The 16,349-nt window shown below is 70.4% G+C and carries 15 protein-coding genes and 1 other RNA gene; 7 read left to right on the top strand and 9 right to left on the bottom strand.

What is annotated here, in order from left to right; genetic code table 11:
- Positions 1–29: 29 nt before the first annotated feature.
- On the bottom strand, positions 30–443 hold the full coding sequence (locus tag RPQ07_RS26230) for an ATP-binding protein (protein ID WP_313946648.1): 414 nt from the start codon (positions 441–443) through the stop codon (positions 30–32).
- A 240-nt stretch (positions 444–683) separates the two neighbouring features.
- On the opposite strand from RPQ07_RS26230, the gene RPQ07_RS26225 reads away from it, so the two are divergent.
- From RPQ07_RS26225 to RPQ07_RS26215, 3 genes are all read left to right on the top strand, one after another.
- Positions 684–1,535, top strand: coding sequence for a helix-turn-helix transcriptional regulator (locus tag RPQ07_RS26225; protein ID WP_313946647.1), 852 nt, complete (start codon positions 684–686; stop codon positions 1,533–1,535).
- Between the two features lie 7 nt (positions 1,536–1,542).
- Entirely contained in the window at positions 1,543–1,734 is a 192-nt protein-coding gene (locus RPQ07_RS26220) for a hypothetical protein (RefSeq protein ID WP_313946646.1), read from the top strand.
- A gap of 79 nt (positions 1,735–1,813) precedes the next feature.
- Positions 1,814–3,430, top strand: coding sequence for a serine/threonine-protein kinase (locus tag RPQ07_RS26215; protein ID WP_313946645.1), 1,617 nt, complete (start codon positions 1,814–1,816; stop codon positions 3,428–3,430).
- A 27-nt stretch (positions 3,431–3,457) separates the two neighbouring features.
- Here RPQ07_RS26215 and RPQ07_RS26210 read toward each other — a convergent pair whose 3' ends face one another.
- The 3 genes from RPQ07_RS26210 to rnpB form a co-directional block, all read right to left on the bottom strand.
- Entirely contained in the window at positions 3,458–5,563 is a 2,106-nt protein-coding gene (locus RPQ07_RS26210; protein WP_313946644.1) for an AIPR family protein, read from the bottom strand.
- Between the two features lie 39 nt (positions 5,564–5,602).
- Positions 5,603–6,955 (bottom strand): hypothetical protein, encoded by a 1,353-nt coding sequence (locus tag RPQ07_RS26205; protein ID WP_313946643.1) that lies wholly within the window; start codon positions 6,953–6,955, stop codon positions 5,603–5,605.
- Between the two features lie 469 nt (positions 6,956–7,424).
- An RNA gene (gene rnpB / locus RPQ07_RS26200) (RNase P RNA component class A) lies at positions 7,425–7,835 on the bottom strand.
- A 161-nt stretch (positions 7,836–7,996) separates the two neighbouring features.
- On the opposite strand from rnpB, the gene RPQ07_RS26195 reads away from it, so the two are divergent.
- A complete protein-coding gene (locus RPQ07_RS26195; protein WP_313946642.1) occupies positions 7,997–8,779 on the top strand; it encodes a MerR family transcriptional regulator in 783 nt (260 codons plus the stop codon).
- The gene (locus RPQ07_RS26190) at positions 8,776–9,411 is read left to right on the top strand and encodes a hypothetical protein (protein WP_313946641.1); all 636 of its coding nucleotides are present in this window, start codon (positions 8,776–8,778) and stop codon (positions 9,409–9,411) included. The genes RPQ07_RS26195 and RPQ07_RS26190 overlap by 4 nt, the downstream gene beginning before the upstream one ends.
- Here the strand turns inward: RPQ07_RS26190 and RPQ07_RS26185 are convergent.
- Entirely contained in the window at positions 9,356–10,798 is a 1,443-nt protein-coding gene (locus tag RPQ07_RS26185; protein ID WP_313946640.1) for an RNB domain-containing ribonuclease, read from the bottom strand. The genes RPQ07_RS26190 and RPQ07_RS26185 overlap by 56 nt on opposite strands.
- A gap of 102 nt (positions 10,799–10,900) precedes the next feature.
- Here RPQ07_RS26185 and yaaA point away from each other — a divergent pair, with 102 nt between their 5' ends.
- Both yaaA and eda read left to right on the top strand, forming a co-directional pair.
- A complete protein-coding gene (yaaA, locus tag RPQ07_RS26180) occupies positions 10,901–11,701 on the top strand; it encodes a peroxide stress protein YaaA (protein WP_313946639.1) in 801 nt (266 codons plus the stop codon).
- Between the two features lie 73 nt (positions 11,702–11,774).
- Entirely contained in the window at positions 11,775–12,392 is a 618-nt protein-coding gene (gene eda / locus RPQ07_RS26175) for a bifunctional 4-hydroxy-2-oxoglutarate aldolase/2-dehydro-3-deoxy-phosphogluconate aldolase (RefSeq protein ID WP_313946638.1), read from the top strand.
- Positions 12,393–12,611: 219 nt separating this feature from the next.
- Here eda and RPQ07_RS26170 read toward each other — a convergent pair whose 3' ends face one another.
- From RPQ07_RS26170 to RPQ07_RS26155, 4 genes are read right to left on the bottom strand one after another with little or no spacing between them, the layout of a single operon-like run.
- The gene (locus RPQ07_RS26170) at positions 12,612–13,463 is read right to left on the bottom strand and encodes a GNAT family N-acetyltransferase (protein WP_313946637.1); all 852 of its coding nucleotides are present in this window, start codon (positions 13,461–13,463) and stop codon (positions 12,612–12,614) included.
- On the bottom strand, positions 13,460–14,710 hold the full coding sequence (locus RPQ07_RS26165; RefSeq protein ID WP_313946636.1) for a bifunctional RNase H/acid phosphatase: 1,251 nt from the start codon (positions 14,708–14,710) through the stop codon (positions 13,460–13,462). Before RPQ07_RS26165 ends, RPQ07_RS26170 begins: the two co-directional genes overlap by 4 nt.
- The gene (locus RPQ07_RS26160) at positions 14,710–15,453 is read right to left on the bottom strand and encodes a zinc ribbon domain-containing protein (RefSeq protein ID WP_313949029.1); all 744 of its coding nucleotides are present in this window, start codon (positions 15,451–15,453) and stop codon (positions 14,710–14,712) included. Before RPQ07_RS26160 ends, RPQ07_RS26165 begins: the two co-directional genes overlap by 1 nt.
- On the bottom strand, positions 15,450–16,289 hold the full coding sequence (locus RPQ07_RS26155; RefSeq protein ID WP_313946635.1) for a Nif3-like dinuclear metal center hexameric protein: 840 nt from the start codon (positions 16,287–16,289) through the stop codon (positions 15,450–15,452). The genes RPQ07_RS26160 and RPQ07_RS26155 overlap by 4 nt, the downstream gene beginning before the upstream one ends.
- Positions 16,290–16,349 lie beyond the last annotated feature (60 nt).

The following is a 16,349-nucleotide window of genomic DNA, read 5'->3' as shown; positions in this document are numbered from 1 at the left end:
GCCCCCTCCCTGCCGACCGCTTCCCCTGGTCAGCCTCCCTGGTGGAACGAGAGCCCCGCGATCACGGACGTTCCGCGCGTGGGGCGGGGCCTGACGGTCCAGGCGGTGGCGAGGCTCTCGACGAGGAGCAGGCCCCGACCGTTCTCGCAGTCAGGGCCCGGGTGGGCCGGAACGGGTTTGCCGGTACCCGGGTCGGAGACGGCCAGCCAGTAGTGTCCGTCGGCCGGCCACAAAACGAGTTCGACGAGGTCCCCGTCCTCCCCGCAGGCGCCGTGACGGATGGCGTTGGTGAGCAGCTCCGAGGTCAACAGGCCCAGGTCGTCGCCGAGGTGTGGGCGGAGGACGTCCGGCAGCGATTCGGTGACAGCGTGCCGGGCCCGCCGTACGGAGGCGGGATGGGCGGGGAAGCGCCAGTGGGCAGGGACGAGGGGGATCTCGGGCATGGCGAACTCCACGACTCTGTGAGGGGTTTGGGTCGCCGGTGGCCTACCGCCCTGGTCGCGGGCACACCCGTCCCAGGGCGGACGGGCATGCTCGCGCGGTGCGCTTCCGGCATTGCGGTGTGTAGCGTGCGCGATACTCACAGTAGGACATCAGGGGTACATGTGCTACCAAGTCCCGAAGTCCGTTGGAACGAACTTCGCTTCGGGGCAAACTGAGCCGCACGCGACGAGAGGGAACGCATGCCGCCGAGGAGCAATCCGACCGCACGCCAGCAGCGTCTGGGCGCAGAGCTTCGCAAGCTGAGGGAAGGGGCGGGACTGTCCACCGAACAGGCCGCCGTGCTGCTGGACACGAAACGGACCGTAATCACCAGCACCGAGGCTGGACGCCACGGCGTCAGCCCGGAGCGTGTCCGGCGCATTGCCTTCCGGTATGAGTGCACTGACCAGGCCCTGGTGGATGCACTGGTCGCCATGTGCGGCGACCGCACGATCGGCTGGTGGGAGGCGTATCGCGACCTCCTGCCCGCGACATTCTTGGACATCGCCGAGTTGGAGTGGCACGCCAAGGGCTTGCGTGTCAGCACGATGACGCACATGCCGGGACAGTTGCAGACCGAGGCATACGCGCACGCTCTCTTCCAAGCTGCCATCCCGCCGCTGCCCGCCGAGGAGTTCGAGGCCAGAGTCGCCCACCGCGTGCAAAGACACCAGGTTATCGACCGGCCAGGGGCTCCGGACTACGTGCTGGTCATCCACGAAGCCGCCCTACGGATCGAAGTCGGTGGACGCGCGGTGCTACGAAACCAACTTGGTCACCTGTTGGCAGCCGCAGACCGCGACAACGTCACAATCCAGGCCATCCCCTTCTCCGCGGGGGCGTTCCCCGGTTCGGGACAGGCGATCCTGTACGCCCTCGGCCAGATGCCCCCGCTCGACACCGTGCAACTGGATCGCACCACGGCAGGAGAATTCCTTTATTCAGGCGCTCATTTGTGCAAGTACCGTCTGCAACTCGACGAGATGCAAAGGATTGCGCTCAAGCCTGAGGAGACCCTCGATCTCATGCACACCATTTCCCAGAGCCTTTAGGAGAGTCATGTCTGACATCAGCTGGGAAGCCCCCTTCTGCCAGGATGCGAGCAACTGCTTCCGCCTCGGCACCGACGCCGACGGCAACGGCTACATAGCCGTCAACGGCCAGGAGGACCGCTACCTCACCGACTCCCTCGAAGCCCTGCGCACCCTCATCACCGACATCAAGGCCGGCAAAGCCGACCACCTGCTGTAACCCCTGCCGCGCGCCCCGCCAATAGGTACCGTGTACAGCGATCGACTGACGTGGCATCAGGACGACGGGGGCGCAACGCGTGGCGCAGGCACGGAGAATCGGCGAGCAGGGCCGCTATGAGCTGATCGAGGAGATCGAATCCGGCGGTATGGGCACGGTCTGGCGCGGCTACGACGCCGTTCTCGACCGTGAGATCGCGGTCAAGCTCATCCGGCCCGACGTCGTCGCATCGCCGGCACAGGCGGAAGAGTTCGCCCGCCGCTTCGAACGCGAGGCGCGCGTCACCGCTCGGATCGGGCATCACGGAGTGCCGCAGGTGTTCGACGCGGTGCTGGACGAGGCGTCGTACGACCGGCTGTACCTGGTGATGGAGTACGTGCGCGGGATCTCCCTGCGCAGGGTGCTCACGGGCCTGGGGGACGGCGCGGCGGCGCTGCTCCCGGTGAGCTGGGCCGCGTCGATCGCGGCGCAGATCTGCACAGTCCTGTCGTACGCGCACGCCATCCCGGTCGTGCACCGCGATCTGAAGCCGGACAACGTCCTGATAGCCGCTGACGGCACGGTCAAGGTGCTGGATTTCGGCATCGCGAAACTGCTGCGCACGGACGTCACCCGGCTCACGGCCACGGGCAGCCGGATCGGTACCAGCCGTTACATGCCGCCCGAGCAGATCGACTGCGCGCAGATCACCCCGCTGAGCGACCTCTACGCGCTCGGCTGCGTGCTGCACGAACTCCTCGCCGGAGAGCCGGTGTTCAGCGGCGACAACGAGTACCAGCTTCTGCACCAGCACATGAACGTGCCGCCGAAGCCATTGCGCACCCTGCGGCCCGAGGTGCCGGAGGACCTTGAGGCGCTGGCCCTGGACCTGCTGGCGAAGGTGCCGGAGCAGCGTCCCGTCGACGCGTACGCGGTGTACGAGCGCCTGTCGCCGCACCTGCCGCAACCGGGATCCGCAGCCGATTCCCTGGCCCTCACCCATGGCGGCTCCCCTTCCGAACTTCCCGATCCGACGGTGGTCTACCGACAGCCGAACGCACCCCTGCGACGGACCACGCCGCCCGTGCCCTCGCTCGGGCCGGTGGCGCCCCTACCGGTCCCGGCGCGCGTCGACACCGCGCTGCGGGACGCGATCAGGGACGCCTACGCCCGGTCCGCGGACCTCGCCGAGAGCGGACGGTTCGCCCAGGCCGCGGACGTCCTCAAGGCGGTGATCGCCACAGCGGCCACCGCCCTCGGCGCGCACAACTCCCGTGTGCTCGGCCTTCGGAGGCAGCGCGCGGCAGTCCTCATGGCCGGCGAGGACTTCCGGCGTGCCTTGCCGGAGTTCGACGCTCTGGCCGCCGTCTACGCCCGCACGGCGGGACCGGGCGATGAAAGCACGCTGGAGTGCCGTCGGCACGCCGCCCACTGCCGGGCAAACCTAGGTCAGGCCACCGTCGCCCTGCGGGAGTTCCAGGAGGTTCTGGAAGTCGTTTCCGACGCGGCCGGGGACGCCTCGGAAACCGCTCTCGACCTACGGCGCAGTATCGGCGTGCTCCTCTTCTCCGAGGGGCGCCGCACCGAGGCCGAGGGGGTCCTCGACGCCCTCCACGAGGACATGTGCGTCCTCCTCGGTGAGGACCACGAGGAGACCCGCGAGATCGCCGATCTCCTCGCCCGGCTGCGCGACCCGGAGGGACCACTCCCTGACTGACGTCCTGCCGGTGCGGTGCACACGCCGTCAGGCCTCGTCCTCGGCCTCTTCGCCGTGGATGCGCTGAGCCAGATTCCACAGGCTCAGACCATCCGACTGGAACCAGCGAGCCGTTCCCTGGTTGGCCACGGGTCGCTCGTCCCAGTCGGCGTCCGCCCACATCTTCGACACCAGCCCGGACGGCGAGTACTGCTGCTCGTCGTGCGCCCAGAGGATGGGCTTCGTCCGGTGATTGACCCAGGTCGCCTGGCGTCGGCTTTCGTCTGCGGCAAGCCACTCTTCCATGGCGTCACGTTCGGGCTCGGTCTGAGCCACGTACCGAAGGGGCGATCCGTCCTTGATGGCACGGCGGTCGACCAGGAGCGGCACGGTGTTCGGGCGACGCGGCTTGCGCTCCTTCGCGGGAGGTGCGGGAATGGCGACGCCATTGGCCAGGTCACCGAGGACCTGCTTCGCGAGATCCCGGCACGTATCCACGCTCTGGAAAGCGGTCCTGATCTGGGGACGCGGCCCGTAACGAGTGACGATCTGGTGCGTCAGCCGACGCACCAGGTCCGGTACGAGGGCGGGAATCTTCTCCAGCACCTCGCTCTCCCAGTCGAAGTCGGGGTCATCGATACTGGTGGCGCCGAGATGCTGAAAGAGCAAGTGTGTGACGAGAAAGCCACCGTGCTCGGTGGTAGCGGCCTCGCGGCTGTTCTGACCACTGCCCAGTTCGTAGACCGCGCTCCGTGCCGCGCGCAGCGTGAGCACGGAACGCCACACCTTTTGTGGCGAGGGCTCGCGTTTGAACAACAGGGTGTGGCTGCCCTTGGGGCCCTGCTCCCAGAGGTTCTCCGTCGAACTGGCGGCCCGGGCGGCCTGTTCCGCATCCGGGTACAGGCACGCGAGCGCGAGAGCGAGCTCGTCCAGTGAACAACCCGTCTCGGGCGCGGCGACCGGCTCGCCCCGCTTGATCACGTACTGCTTGCGCAGTTCGGCGCGCAGGTTGGCCTTGATCGCCTGGTGCACAGGCTCGAGCGCGATGTGATCGCGCTGCTCGATGGCGTTCTGCCGGTTCGCCGCCTGCGAGACCTGGATGCCGAATTCCCGGTCTTCATGCGTGTTGATGACCTTGATGCTCAGAGTGGCGTTGGCCGCAGCCTCACCGTCGTCGTGCATGGCTCTGGCGACAGCCCGTACCGTCTGAGCGCCGTTGACGATGCTCGCCCCACTCACGGTGAGAGTGGTCGGCCTGCTCTGCGGTGCCTTGGCGCTGTCGTGCTTCGCCGTGAGCGAGTCGCAGATCATGGTGATGCCGTTGTTCAGGTGCCAGAACTTGGTGGGATCGGACGTAAGGGTCTGACCGATCTCCGCATTCGTGACCGTCGTCCCGAGGGGGGCCCGGAGATTCTGCTCGAACAGGCCGGTACCGTGCGTCTCGTACCACTCGGCAACGCTCTCGGCGGAAACCGTGCCCTGATAGGCGTCGAGCGGTCCCTTCTGCTGGTACCAGTCGTCAAGGCGGACGTCCAGGCAGATCGGCTCCGGCCGAAGATCCGCATGGATCTGGTCATGGAAATCTGCGGCGTACAGCACCTCGACGCTCAAGCGGGCACCATGCTTGTTGAACTCGTCGAGAGCATTGTTAAGAACCTCGAGCGCTGGCGGAGAAGGCTCCGCCGTGCCCATCAGCGCGATGAGCAGGGTGGCCTTTTTGTTGATGATGAACGGCCTGGCTTCCAGCGCGAGGGCGCCGGCACGCTGGTTGAACTGGTCGTACAGCTCGTTCTCGATGCGGTTCAGGCCGTCCACCATCGCCTTGGCGGCATCCACGTCGAAGGTCGCCGTACCCTTGTCGCTCCACTTTGCCTGGACGAGCAGAGCCTGCCCGCTCTCCGGCAGGGGCGCCACGGCATCCAAGCCCTGGTCCGCGATGCCGTCCGTGACGAACCGGGCCGCCTCGGCCACAGAGCATTGGGCCACGCGTCGTACCGCGAGGGCTGCGAGGGCGCGGGAGAGGAAGCGCTGTTCGTAGTTGCCCCCGCGGAAGTGGGCGATGTCGCTGTCGAATATCACCCCGTCAAATGTCTCGTGCAGCTGCTCGCGGACCTGCGTGACCTGGCGAGGTGTGTCCGCCCCCGAGGTGGCCATGGATGGTTGCCTTCCCACTGGTGGTGTCTTGTTGATGGCCTACGCCGGCGTCTTGATCCCTGAGCCGTCGCCACGCTGCCGGAGGCTGAAGTCCACGACCACCAAAGCAACACCAGCCGTGTCGATCGTGGCCTCCACCCAGTCCAAGGCCGCTTCGAAGGGCACCCCGCTCGCGCCGAACCAACCGTCGCGCACCAGCTGGGCGAAGTGGGTCGGTACCAGGTGACGGGTGAGCGCGCCTACGGAAGGGCCTGGGAGACCGGGTTCCGCCGCGGCCGAGATCGCTGCGGCGACCTGGTCGTAGGGGTAGATCGCACCGGAGCTCGTCCGGTGCAGAGCGGCGGTGAAGGGCTCCGGCTCATGCATGCGGAGAAAAAGAGGGTCGTCCAGCAAGCTGTAATCGTCGGCACTCCGCCGGTCGCGTCGCGGCAGGCGGTGAACACGGCTGTGGAACTCGTCCAGACTGTGCCGGGCCTCAGGCGAGAAGAGCCCGTTCGGGTCGGGACGCACGTAGCGCAGCGTGACGAGCGTCCGAGTGTCGACGTGGTAGTAGTAGGCGTCGAGGGAGCCCTCCCGACCGTCCACCACCGACTGATCGGTTATCGACGTGGCCTCGAAGTCATAGCTTCGGTTAGCTCCGCGACTCGCGAATGCTTGGACGACGGTCTCACCAATGCCGCTGAACCTCGTCGCTGCCTGCCCGCGGATGTCGCCGAGCATCGGCTGAACCGGAGTCCCGACAAGCCCGCTGATAAAGGCTGCCTGGGCGGCTGTCCTGTCCCAGAGACGTACCTCCGAGAAGTCGCTCCGGCCCAACCCCGCTATCTTGGCGAAGAGCAGAAGAGCGTCACGCTCATCACGCCAGCGGAGTTCCCGCTCGCTCCAGCCTTCGGCGTCGTCGAGGAGAGGCATCAGCCTCTGGACTTCGGCCTCGACATCAGGGGAGATCCGCCGGAGATTGGCGAACACAGTGTCTGCGCCGACCGTGACAGGACCGCTTTCCGGTAACGACTTGGAGAGTGCGGTGTCCCCCTCGCCGCCGGCGCACCAGAGCCCTGAGGCAGGCACCATGCCTCGAAGACGTCTCACACGGGCGACGACGACCTTCCGGTCTCGGTCGGTCTCATGAGCAGGGCGCACGATACCCAGCCCCCAGATCCGGTCCGCTTGCTCCCCGCCGTCTTCCTCCCCCTGCTGGTCGGCGGGAGCAAGCAGGATCGCGAGGTGTGACTTGACCTCGGGCCAGTCACGGCAAGGTTGGGAGTAGGACCTTTCCTTGGAGTGGTCGGCATCAAGCAGACGAAGTAGGTCTTCGTCAGGGCGCAGAATCGCCAGTCGCGGCGATCGCCCAGAAGACGGGAAATCTAATCGTCTTGGCTGTACGAACGTCATTCACTCCCCCGAACCGCCTGCCACCACACCGAGCCAGGCTCAGGGGAATGGTAGCGCGCCAAGTCCAGCTTCCGGCTTACACGTCCCCAGTTCTCGCTGCCCCCGCCGACTCCGTTCTCCCAGTTCCTCAGAGACCAAGCCTACGGACCCACCGATTGCCTGACGTCCGGTCAACGGTGCGCTCAGGTCGTTGCCCCCGCATCAAACGGCCTACCCTGGAAATTACAGCCGTCCGCTGGTGGAGGGTTCCTTGCGTTCGGGCGAGCCGGGCAGTAATGCACAGAGAATCACCGCAGCCCAGTGATCAGGACGAGTGCCCACAGGGGCCGCGTGGGTGGCTACCTTCGTGGCTACGTTCATAACCGTGAGGTCCGGTTTGAACCGGTACAGACCGGGGTTCGATCAAGCTCCTGACCTGGCGCAAAAGGGCCCCTGACCAGCATGTTCCCTGGTCATGGACGCTTGGCGGCAGACGAGTCGGGCTGTACGCCGGGTTCTGTCGCCCGGTCGCCTCGCGGCGGCCGGGGAGACGGCCATCCATCTAGGGCCGGCGTTGCCGCCGGCCTCGTGCGGTCTACCCGCGGACTCGGGCGGGCAGCCCTCGAACGTCCGCGCAGGAGCACCTCGTATCGCTACAGGCGCTCCCTCTTGACCTTGCTCCAGGTGGGGTTTACCTAGCTGCCCAGGTCACCCTGGGCACTGGTGGTCTCTTACACCACCGTTTCACCCTTACCGAGGACCGAGGTCCCCGGCGGTCTGTTTTCTGTGGCACTGTCCCGCGGGTCACCCCGGGTGGCCGTTAGCCACCACCTTGCCCTGTGGAGCCCGGACGTTCCTCGGGAGGATCCGAGGATCCCCACGCGGCCGTCCGCCCGGCTCGTCTGCCGTGCCGACCATGCTACCCGGCACCGGCGGACGGGAACGCCGTGGAGCCGGCGGCCCGGACCGCGGGCCGCCCCGGGACCCGTCCCCGAAGCCGGCGGACAGGGCCGCGCGGGCGAGTCTTGACCCTGCCGCAACGTCATGGTTTCTACTGGCCGCATGAGGATCGGAGAGATCGCCGCACTCGCCGGCGTCACCCCCCGTACCGTCCGCCACTACCACCATCTCGGCCTGCTGCCCGAGCCCGAACGCCGGCCCAACGGCTACCGCGACTACGGGCTCCAGCACGCCGTGCTGCTCGCCCGTGTCCGCCGGCTCACCGAGCTCGGTCTCGGGCTGGCCGAGGTCCGCGACGTGCTCGCCGACGACGCCGGCCGCGAACTCGCCGAGGTGCTGGCGGAACTCGACGCCGATCTGGCGCAGCAGGAGAGCGCCATCGCCGAGCGGCGCGCCCGCCTCGCCGAGCTGATCCGGCAGGCGAAGGACGGCACCCTGCCCGCGGAGGGGCCGGTCTCCCCCGAACTGGCCCGGCTGCTCGGCTCGCTCACCGCGAGCGACTCCCCCGCCGCCGCCAAGGACCGGGCCCATCTGGCGCTGCTGGACTCGATGGTCGAGCCGAAGGACCGGGACCGCCTGTTCACCGCGCTGCAACCCCTCGCGGACGACGCCGAATTCTCCGCCCGGGTCCAGGAGTTGTACGAACGCCTCGACGAACTCGCCGACGCGGACGGTGACGACCCACGCGTCCGGCCGCTCGGCGAAGAACTCGCCGCCTGTATGCCGGACGAGTTGATCGCGCTGATGAACGAGAGCGGCGAGGGCTTCGAGGAGAGCAAGGGGTCGTTCGGCGAGGCGTTCCTCGCTGACTTCTCGCCCGCGCAGGCCGCCGTCGTACGGCAGATGCTGGCCACCCTTTCCGCCCGTGCCGAGGAGCTGCGATGAGATCCGCCACCGTTCTCCGCCGTCTGGCCGTGCACGAGGTGCGCGCCCTGCACAGCCTGGCGCTCTGGGTGCTGCGCCGCCGGCACGGGGTGCGGACGGCCGCGTACACCGCCAAGTACACCGAGCCCCAGACCGCGATGCTCTACGGATTCCTCTTCGTGGCGATCGTCGAGACGGTGGCCCTGGCGGTGCTGATCCCCTGGCCGCTGGTGCATGCCATCACGCTGTTCATCGATGTCTACGGCGTGGTCCAGCTGATCGGTTTCCACGCGGCCTGTGTCACCCGGCCGCATGTGGTGGAGGCGGACGGATCGCTGCGCATCCGCTACGGGGCCCTGTTCGACCTGCGGATTCCCGCGGAGCAGATCGTCCGGGCCAGCGTCGACCGCCGCTATCCGGACGGCAGTCGGGGCACGGCGCGCGACGACGGCACACTGGAACTGGCCGTCGGCGGGCAGACGACCGTGACCGTGCAGCTGGCCGCGCCCGTCACCTTCGTCCGGCCGCTCGGCAGGGTCGGCACCGCGCACACCGTCCGGTTCAACGCCGACGATCCCAGGGCGCTGGTCGCCGCGCTCAGGCCTGCGCAGGAGCGAACTGCACCTTCGCCGAGCCCGGTTCCGCCTGGATGAGCCGCACCCGCAGCCGCTCGCCCAGCGGCAGCGGGCCACCGCCCTCGACCCTGGCCACCACCGCCGGCTCCTCCACCTGGACGGTGCCGACGGCCGGTTCGTGCTCCTTCACATCCACCACGACACCCTCGAAGACCTCGCCGATCCGGTCCTTCAGCAGGGCCGCCTCGATGATGTCGACGCACTCACGCTCCACGGTGTTGGCCCGCCGCCCGCCGTCCGCCATCTCCCGGGGGAGGTCGTCCAGCGCGGCGAGCACCCACTCCGGCACGCCCTGCCCGGCGCTGATGGCCAGACACAGCTCGCCGGCGTAGCGGTCCACGAGTCTGCGCAGCGGTGCGGTGCAGTGCGTGTAGGCGGCGGCGACGGCCGCGTGGACGGCGTGCGCGGGCAGTTCGCCGCCGCTGAAGACGGTGTAGCCGGCGCCGCGCAGCAGGGTGGTGCACTCGTGCAGAAAGGCCGCGTGCGAGGCGTTGCCCGGGTCGAGGGACCGTACGACGTCCGCGTACGAGACATGGTGGGGCCAGTCGATGTGCAGGGCCCTCGCGGAGCGGCGCAGCCGTGCCACCGCGCCGTCGGGTGCGGTGGGCAGGGTGCGCAGGATGCCGGTGCCGGACGCGGTCATGAGGTCGGCGGCGGCCATGCCGGTGAGCAGGGAGATCTGGGCGTTCCAGCCGTCGGCCGGCTGCGGGGCGCGGTAGTGGAGGAAGTAGGTGCCGTTCCGCTCGGTGATCTCCTGCTCGGGGACGCCGAGGGAGATTCCGCCGCGTTCGCGTTCCAGCTCCTCGCGCAGCAGGCCGACGGTCTTCAGCAGCGCGAGGGGCTCCTCGGCGGTGCCGTCGTCGATCTGCCGCTGCGCCCCCTCGTAGTCCAGCTTGGCCCGGCTGCGGACGAGCGCCCTGCGCAGGTCGGTGGCGACGGTACGGCCCTCGGCGTCGAGGTCGATCCGCCACAGCAGCGCGGGCACGTTCCGGCCGGGCAGCAGGCTGGCCGCGCCCTCGGAGAGTACGGCCGGGTGCAGCGGCACCTTCCCGTCGGGGAAGTACAGGGTCTGGACGCGACGGTGCGCCTCCGTGTCGAGCGCGCCGCCGGGCTTCACGAAGGCGGCGACGTCGGCGATGGCGTAGTGCACGCGGAAGCCGTCGCGCCGCCGGGCGAGATGCATCGCCTGGTCCAGGTCGGCCGAGTCCGGGGGGTCGACGGTGAACAGCGGGAGGTCGGTCGCGTCGGTGTCCGGCAGCGCGGGCGCCGCGGCGGCCGACTCCGCCTCCGCGAGCACCTCGGGCGGGAACTCGCCCGGGACGCCGAGAGTGATGCGCAGCTCGCGCAGTGCGGCCCGCAGCGGAGCCTCGGCTGCGCCGGTGGTGTGCAGAGGGCGGCGGGGCATGGACCGAGCGTATGGCGGCGGGCGACGGACGGCACCCCGGATGACCGTAGGCTGGCGCGGGGGCCGCACCCCCCGCCCCCGTACGTACGAAGGAGACTTGCCGTGCTCGTGCTGTTGCCGCCGTCGGAAGGTAAGGCCGCTTCCGGTCGCGGGGCTCCGCTGAAGCCCGAGTCGCTGTCGCTGCCCGGTCTGGCCGGCGCCCGCGCCGCGGTGCTGGACGAGCTCGTCGAGCTGTGCGCGGCCGACGAGGACAAGGCGCGGGAGATCCTCGGGCTGAGCGAGGGCCTGCGCGGTGAGATCGCGAAGAACGTGCAGCTGAGGACCGCGGGAGCCCGGCCGGCGGGCGAGCTCTACACCGGTGTGCTGTACGACGCCCTGGGGCTCGGGACGCTGGAGCCGGACGCCCGGCGCCGGGCGCGCGCGTCGCTGCTGGTGTTCTCGGGGCTGTGGGGCGCGGTGCGGATCGGCGACCGGATTCCCCCGTACCGCTGCTCGATGGGCGTGAAGCTGCCGGGGCTCGGCGCGCTCGGGACGCACTGGCGCACGCCCATGGACTCCGTGCTGCCGGAGGTGGCGGGCAGCGGTCTCGTCCTCGATCTGCGCTCGTCCGCGTACGCGGCGGCCTGGAAGCCGAAGGGCGAGGTGGCCGGGCGTACGGCGACGGTCCGGGTGCTGCACTCGCAGCTGGTCGACGGGGTCGAGAAGCGGTCGGTGGTCAGCCACTTCAACAAGGCCACGAAGGGCCGGCTGGTGCGGGACCTGTTGGTGACGGGTGCCCGGCCGAAGGGTCCCGGCGAGCTGGTGGAGGCGCTGCGGGACCTGGGGTACGTGGTGGAGGCCGAGCCTCCCGCGCGGGCGGGCCGGCCGTGGTCGCTGGACGTGGTGGTCACGCAGATCCACTGAGCCGCAACCCGCCGCGTTGCGCTCTGCGCAACGCTCGTTGCGCAGAGTGTGGGCATCGGGGCAGGATGGCGGCATGACCTCCCTGCTGGACCTCGCGCCCGTCGTTCCCGTCGTCGTGATCGAGGACGCCGCCGATGCCGTACCGCTCGCACGGGCGCTCGTGGCGGGCGGACTGCCCACGATCGAGGTGACGCTGCGTACGCCCGCCGCGCCGGACGCCATCCGCGCGATCGCCGACGAGGTGCCGGACGCGGTCGTCGGCGCGGGGACGGTGATCTCCGCACACGGTGTGGACGCGGCAATGGCGGCCGGGGCCCGGTTCCTGGTGAGCCCGGGCTGGACGCCGACGCTGCTGGAGGCGATGCAGCGCTCGGGTGTGCCGTTTCTGCCGGGCGTCTCCACCACCTCGGAGGTGGTGGCGCTGCTGGAGCGCGGGGTCGACGAGATGAAGTTCTTCCCGGCCGAGGCCGCGGGCGGGACGGCCTATCTGCGGTCCCTCGCCGGGCCGCTTCCGCAGGCCCGCTTCTGCCCGACCGGAGGCATCTCGCTCGCCTCGGCGCCCTCCTATCTGGCGCTGCCGAACGTCGGCTGTGTGGGCGGCACATGGATGCTCCCGGCGGACGCGCTCGCCGCGAAGGACTGGGGCCGCGTCGAGGAACTGGCCGCCGGGGCGGCCGCGCTGCGCGGCTGAGGGCGCAGGGTCCGCACAGCTCAGGGTCCGCACAGTGTCGTCGTCCGCCCGGAGGGCGGGGTTCGCGGCGTCCGGTGCATGCGAGCGCAAGGCGCCGGTGCGCCCTTGTGGCGGAGCTGAGCGGACGCATCGGCAAGGCAGCGTGGGGGCACCTCCCGTTCCCGAAGGGCCACGGGGGAACTCGGCGTCGCGCGCCGGACGAGACCGTGCGGACGCGACCTAGGTGAACGCCAGGTCGACGTAGTCCTGGACGGCCCGGTAGCCGAGGCGCTGATAGAGGGCGCTGCTCGTCGGGTTGTCCGTATCGGCGAAGAGCAGGACCATTTCGGCCCCGTCCGCGACGGCCGCCCGGCTGACCGCCGCGGTCACGGCTCCGGCGTAGCCCCGGCCGCGGAAACCGTCCGGCGTGTAGACGGGCGAGACGCGCGACTGGCCGACCAGCACCGGGGAACGGGACGCCATGGAGACGGGCCTCCCCTCCACCTCCCACAGCCACAGACAGCCGTCGGCGATCCGCCGGGCGGCGTTGGCCGTCTGATCGGCGTCCGCGTCACCGCCGATGTCGGCGGCGAAACCGCGCATCCAGGCGGCGACCAGCGGCACATCACCGGCGCACGCCCGCCGGGCACGGCCGGGCGGCTCGGGCGGGGTCAGCTCCCCCAGCCGGAACAGCCGCAGCCGGACGACGACCGACCAGGAGCCGGGTCCGGCCCACGCGTCGGCGAACGCCTGCGCTCCGCCGTCCGCGCCCTTCACCCCGCTGACCGGCACCTCGTCGCCCGCCGCCCGCAGCACCCGGGCCAGCGACCGGGCGTGCTCCGGGTCGATGCTCCCGAACATCGGTGCGTGCGGCGGGGTCTGGACGAAGGCGGCCTCGACGGGGGCCGAGGGATCCTCCCGCCACCAGCCGAAGCGGGGCGGCGGGCCGCCGGCCCCGTACACCGACGGGCCGTGCCGCCGGACCGTCTCGCTGACGGTGATCAGCGCGGTGGTGCCGACGGGGTCGGCCGCCAGATACGGACCCGCGACCCGCTGGAACTCCTCGACGTCGCCGGTGAGTTGCCAGGTCACCCGCGCAGGTGGGACGTGTCGTTCAGCAGCCGCAGGGACGCGTTGCCGTCCGCGTAGTAGGCCACCGCCGACAGGGACGCCGCCGAGAGCTCCATCCGGAACAGGGACTCCGGCGGTGCGCCCAGCGCCAGCCGGACCAGCGTCTTGATCGGGGTGACATGGGTGACCACCAGGACCGTGCGGCCCCCCGACTGCGTCAGCATCGTGTCGCGGGTCGCGGCGACCCGGCGTGCGACGGTCGCGAAACTCTCACCGCCGCCGGTCGGGGCCACCTTCGCCGAGGCGAGCCAGGCCGTGAGGTCGTCGCCGTAGCGCTCCTGGACCTCACCGAAGGTGAGTCCCTCCCAGGCGCCGAAGTCCGTCTCGCGCAGGCCGTCCTCGATACGGACGTCGAGGCCGAGCCGGGCCGCGACGGCCTCCGCGGTCTGCCGGCAGCGCTTCAGCGGGGAGCTGACGATCTCCTGGATCGTGCCGCGGGCGGCGAGGGACGCGGCGGCCGCTTCGGCCTGGCGCAGGCCGGCGGGCGAGAGCTCGTGGTCGCCGCTGCCGGAGAAGCGCTTCTCCGGCGTGAGAGCGGTCTCGCCATGGCGCAGCAGGACGAAGGTGGTGGGGGTGCCGAGGTCGGCGCCCCAGCCCTGCGAGGCGGGCTTCTCGGCCGTCGGACCGGACTCGCCGGCGTTCTCGGTGCCCGGGAGGAGCCCCGCATCTCCCCGGCCGCCGCCGGAGAGCGCGGCACGCGCCTTCGCGGCACCCGCCGTCGCGTCACCGACGACCCGGGCCGCCGTGTCGTCACGGGTGGTGAACTCGGCGGTGGAGCGGGAGGGTTCCCACTGTTTGCCCTGCTTGCCCGCGTCCATCGCCTCGTTGGCGAGCCGGTCCGCGTGCTTGTTCTTCTCGCGCGGGATCCACTCGTACGTCACCTGGGAGGCGGGGAAGACCTTGGCCGCCTGGGCGGCCAGCGGCTTCATGTCGGGGTGCTTGATCTTCCAGCGTCCGGACATCTGCTCGACGACCAGCTTGGAGTCCATCCGGACGTGCACGGACGCGTCGGGCGCGAGGGCGTACGCGGCCTTCAGTCCGGCGACCAGGCCCTTGTACTCGGCGACGTTGTTCGTCGCGACACCGATGTACTCGGCCGCCTCGGCGAGCGTCTCACCGCTGGCGGCGTCGATGACGACGGCGCCGTAGCCCGCCGGGCCGGGGTTGCCCCGTGAGCCACCGTCCGCCTCGACGACGAACCGCGGCATCAGAGACCCGACTCGGAGGTGCGGACCAGGATGCGGCGGCAGTTCTCGCAGCGCAGCACCGTGTCGGGGGACGCGGCGCGCACCTCGTTGACCTCGGTGATGTTCAGTTCGAGCTGGCAGCCTTCGCAGCGGCGCTGGAAGAGGCGGGCCGCGCCCACCCCGCCCTGCTGGACGCGGAGCTTCTCGTACAGCTTGAGCAGGTCGGCGGGCACGGTGGCCGACAGGAGCTCGCGCTCCTTGGTCAGTGTCGCGGTCTCGGCGTCGAGTTCCTGCTCGGCCACGTCCCGGCGTGCGGTCGCGTCGTCGGCCTTGGCCTGGACGGAGGAGACCCGCTCGGTCAGTTCGGCGACACGTTCCTGCGCGGACTCCCGGCGCTCCATGACCTCGAGGACGACGTCCTCCAGGTCGCCCTGGCGCTTGGCGAGGGAGACGATCTCGCGCTGGAGGTTCTCCAGGTCCTTGGGCGAGGTGACCGCGCCCGAGTCCAGGCGCTGCTGGTCACGGACGGCACGCTGGCGGACCTGGTCGACGTCCTGCTCCGCCTTGGTCTGCTCGCGGGAGGTGTCGCTCTCCTCGGTCTGCGCGGCGACCAGCAGGTCGCGCAGCTGCGTGAGGTCCTTGGTGAGCGACTCGATCTCGGCGTGCTCGGGGAGCGACTTGCGCCGGTGCGCGAGCCGCGACAGACGGGCGTCGAGGGCCTGGACGTCGAGGAGTCGGATCTGGTCGGCGGGCGCGGCGTTCAGTTGGGGGCTCCAGGAGAAGAGTGTTGGGAGGTCCAGGGATCGGTGACCGTGCGCGACACGTGGACCCGCAGGTCCCAGCCGTGCCGGTCGGAGATCTCGTCGAGCTGGGCGGCCGCCTGCTCGCACCACGGCCACTCGGTGGCCCAGTGCGCGGCGTCCACCAGTCCGAGAGGGGACTGCTGGGTGGCCTCGGACACCGGGTGGTGACGGAGGTCGGAGGTGAGGAAGACGTCCACGCCCGCGGCGCGGACGGCGTCGAAGAGGCCGTCGCCGGAACCGCCGCTCACCGCGACCGTACGCACGGTCGCGTCCGGGTCGCCAGCGACGCGGATGCCCTGGGCGGTGCCGGGCAGCCTCTTGGCCGCCCGTTCGGCGAACGCGCCGAGCGTCTCGGGCTGGTCCAGTTCGCAGATGCGGCCGAGGCCGCGGCGGCCCGAGGCATCCGTCGGGTCCGGCACCAGGGGCCCGACGACGCGGAGGTCCAGCGCGCCCGCGAGGGCGTCGGAGACACCGGGGTCGGCGGTGTCCGCGTTGGTGTGCGCGACGTGCAGCGCGATGTCGTTCTTGATCAGCGTGTGCACGACCCGGCCCTTGAAGTGGCCGGCCGCCACGGTCGTGGTCCCGCGCAGATAGAGCGGGTGATGGGTGACGATCAGCTGGGCGCCGAGCGAGATCGCCTCGTCGGCGACCGCCTGGACGGGGTCGACGGCGAACAGCACGCGTCGGACCTCCGCACCGGGGTCGCCGCAGACCGTACCGACCGCGTCCCACTCCTCCGCGCGCTCGGGAGGCCAGAGGACGTCGAGCGCGGTGATGACTTCAGACAGACGGGGCACGGAAACAGGTTACCCGCGCTCGGCGCCCCGCCGGCCTGGGCATCCGGCCACGATGCTCCC

It is taken from the genome of Streptomyces sp. AM8-1-1 (assembly GCF_032229325.1).
GTDB lineage: Bacteria > Actinomycetota > Actinomycetes > Streptomycetales > Streptomycetaceae > Streptomyces > Streptomyces achmelvichensis.
This window is presented reverse-complemented; position numbering and strand designations above follow the sequence as displayed.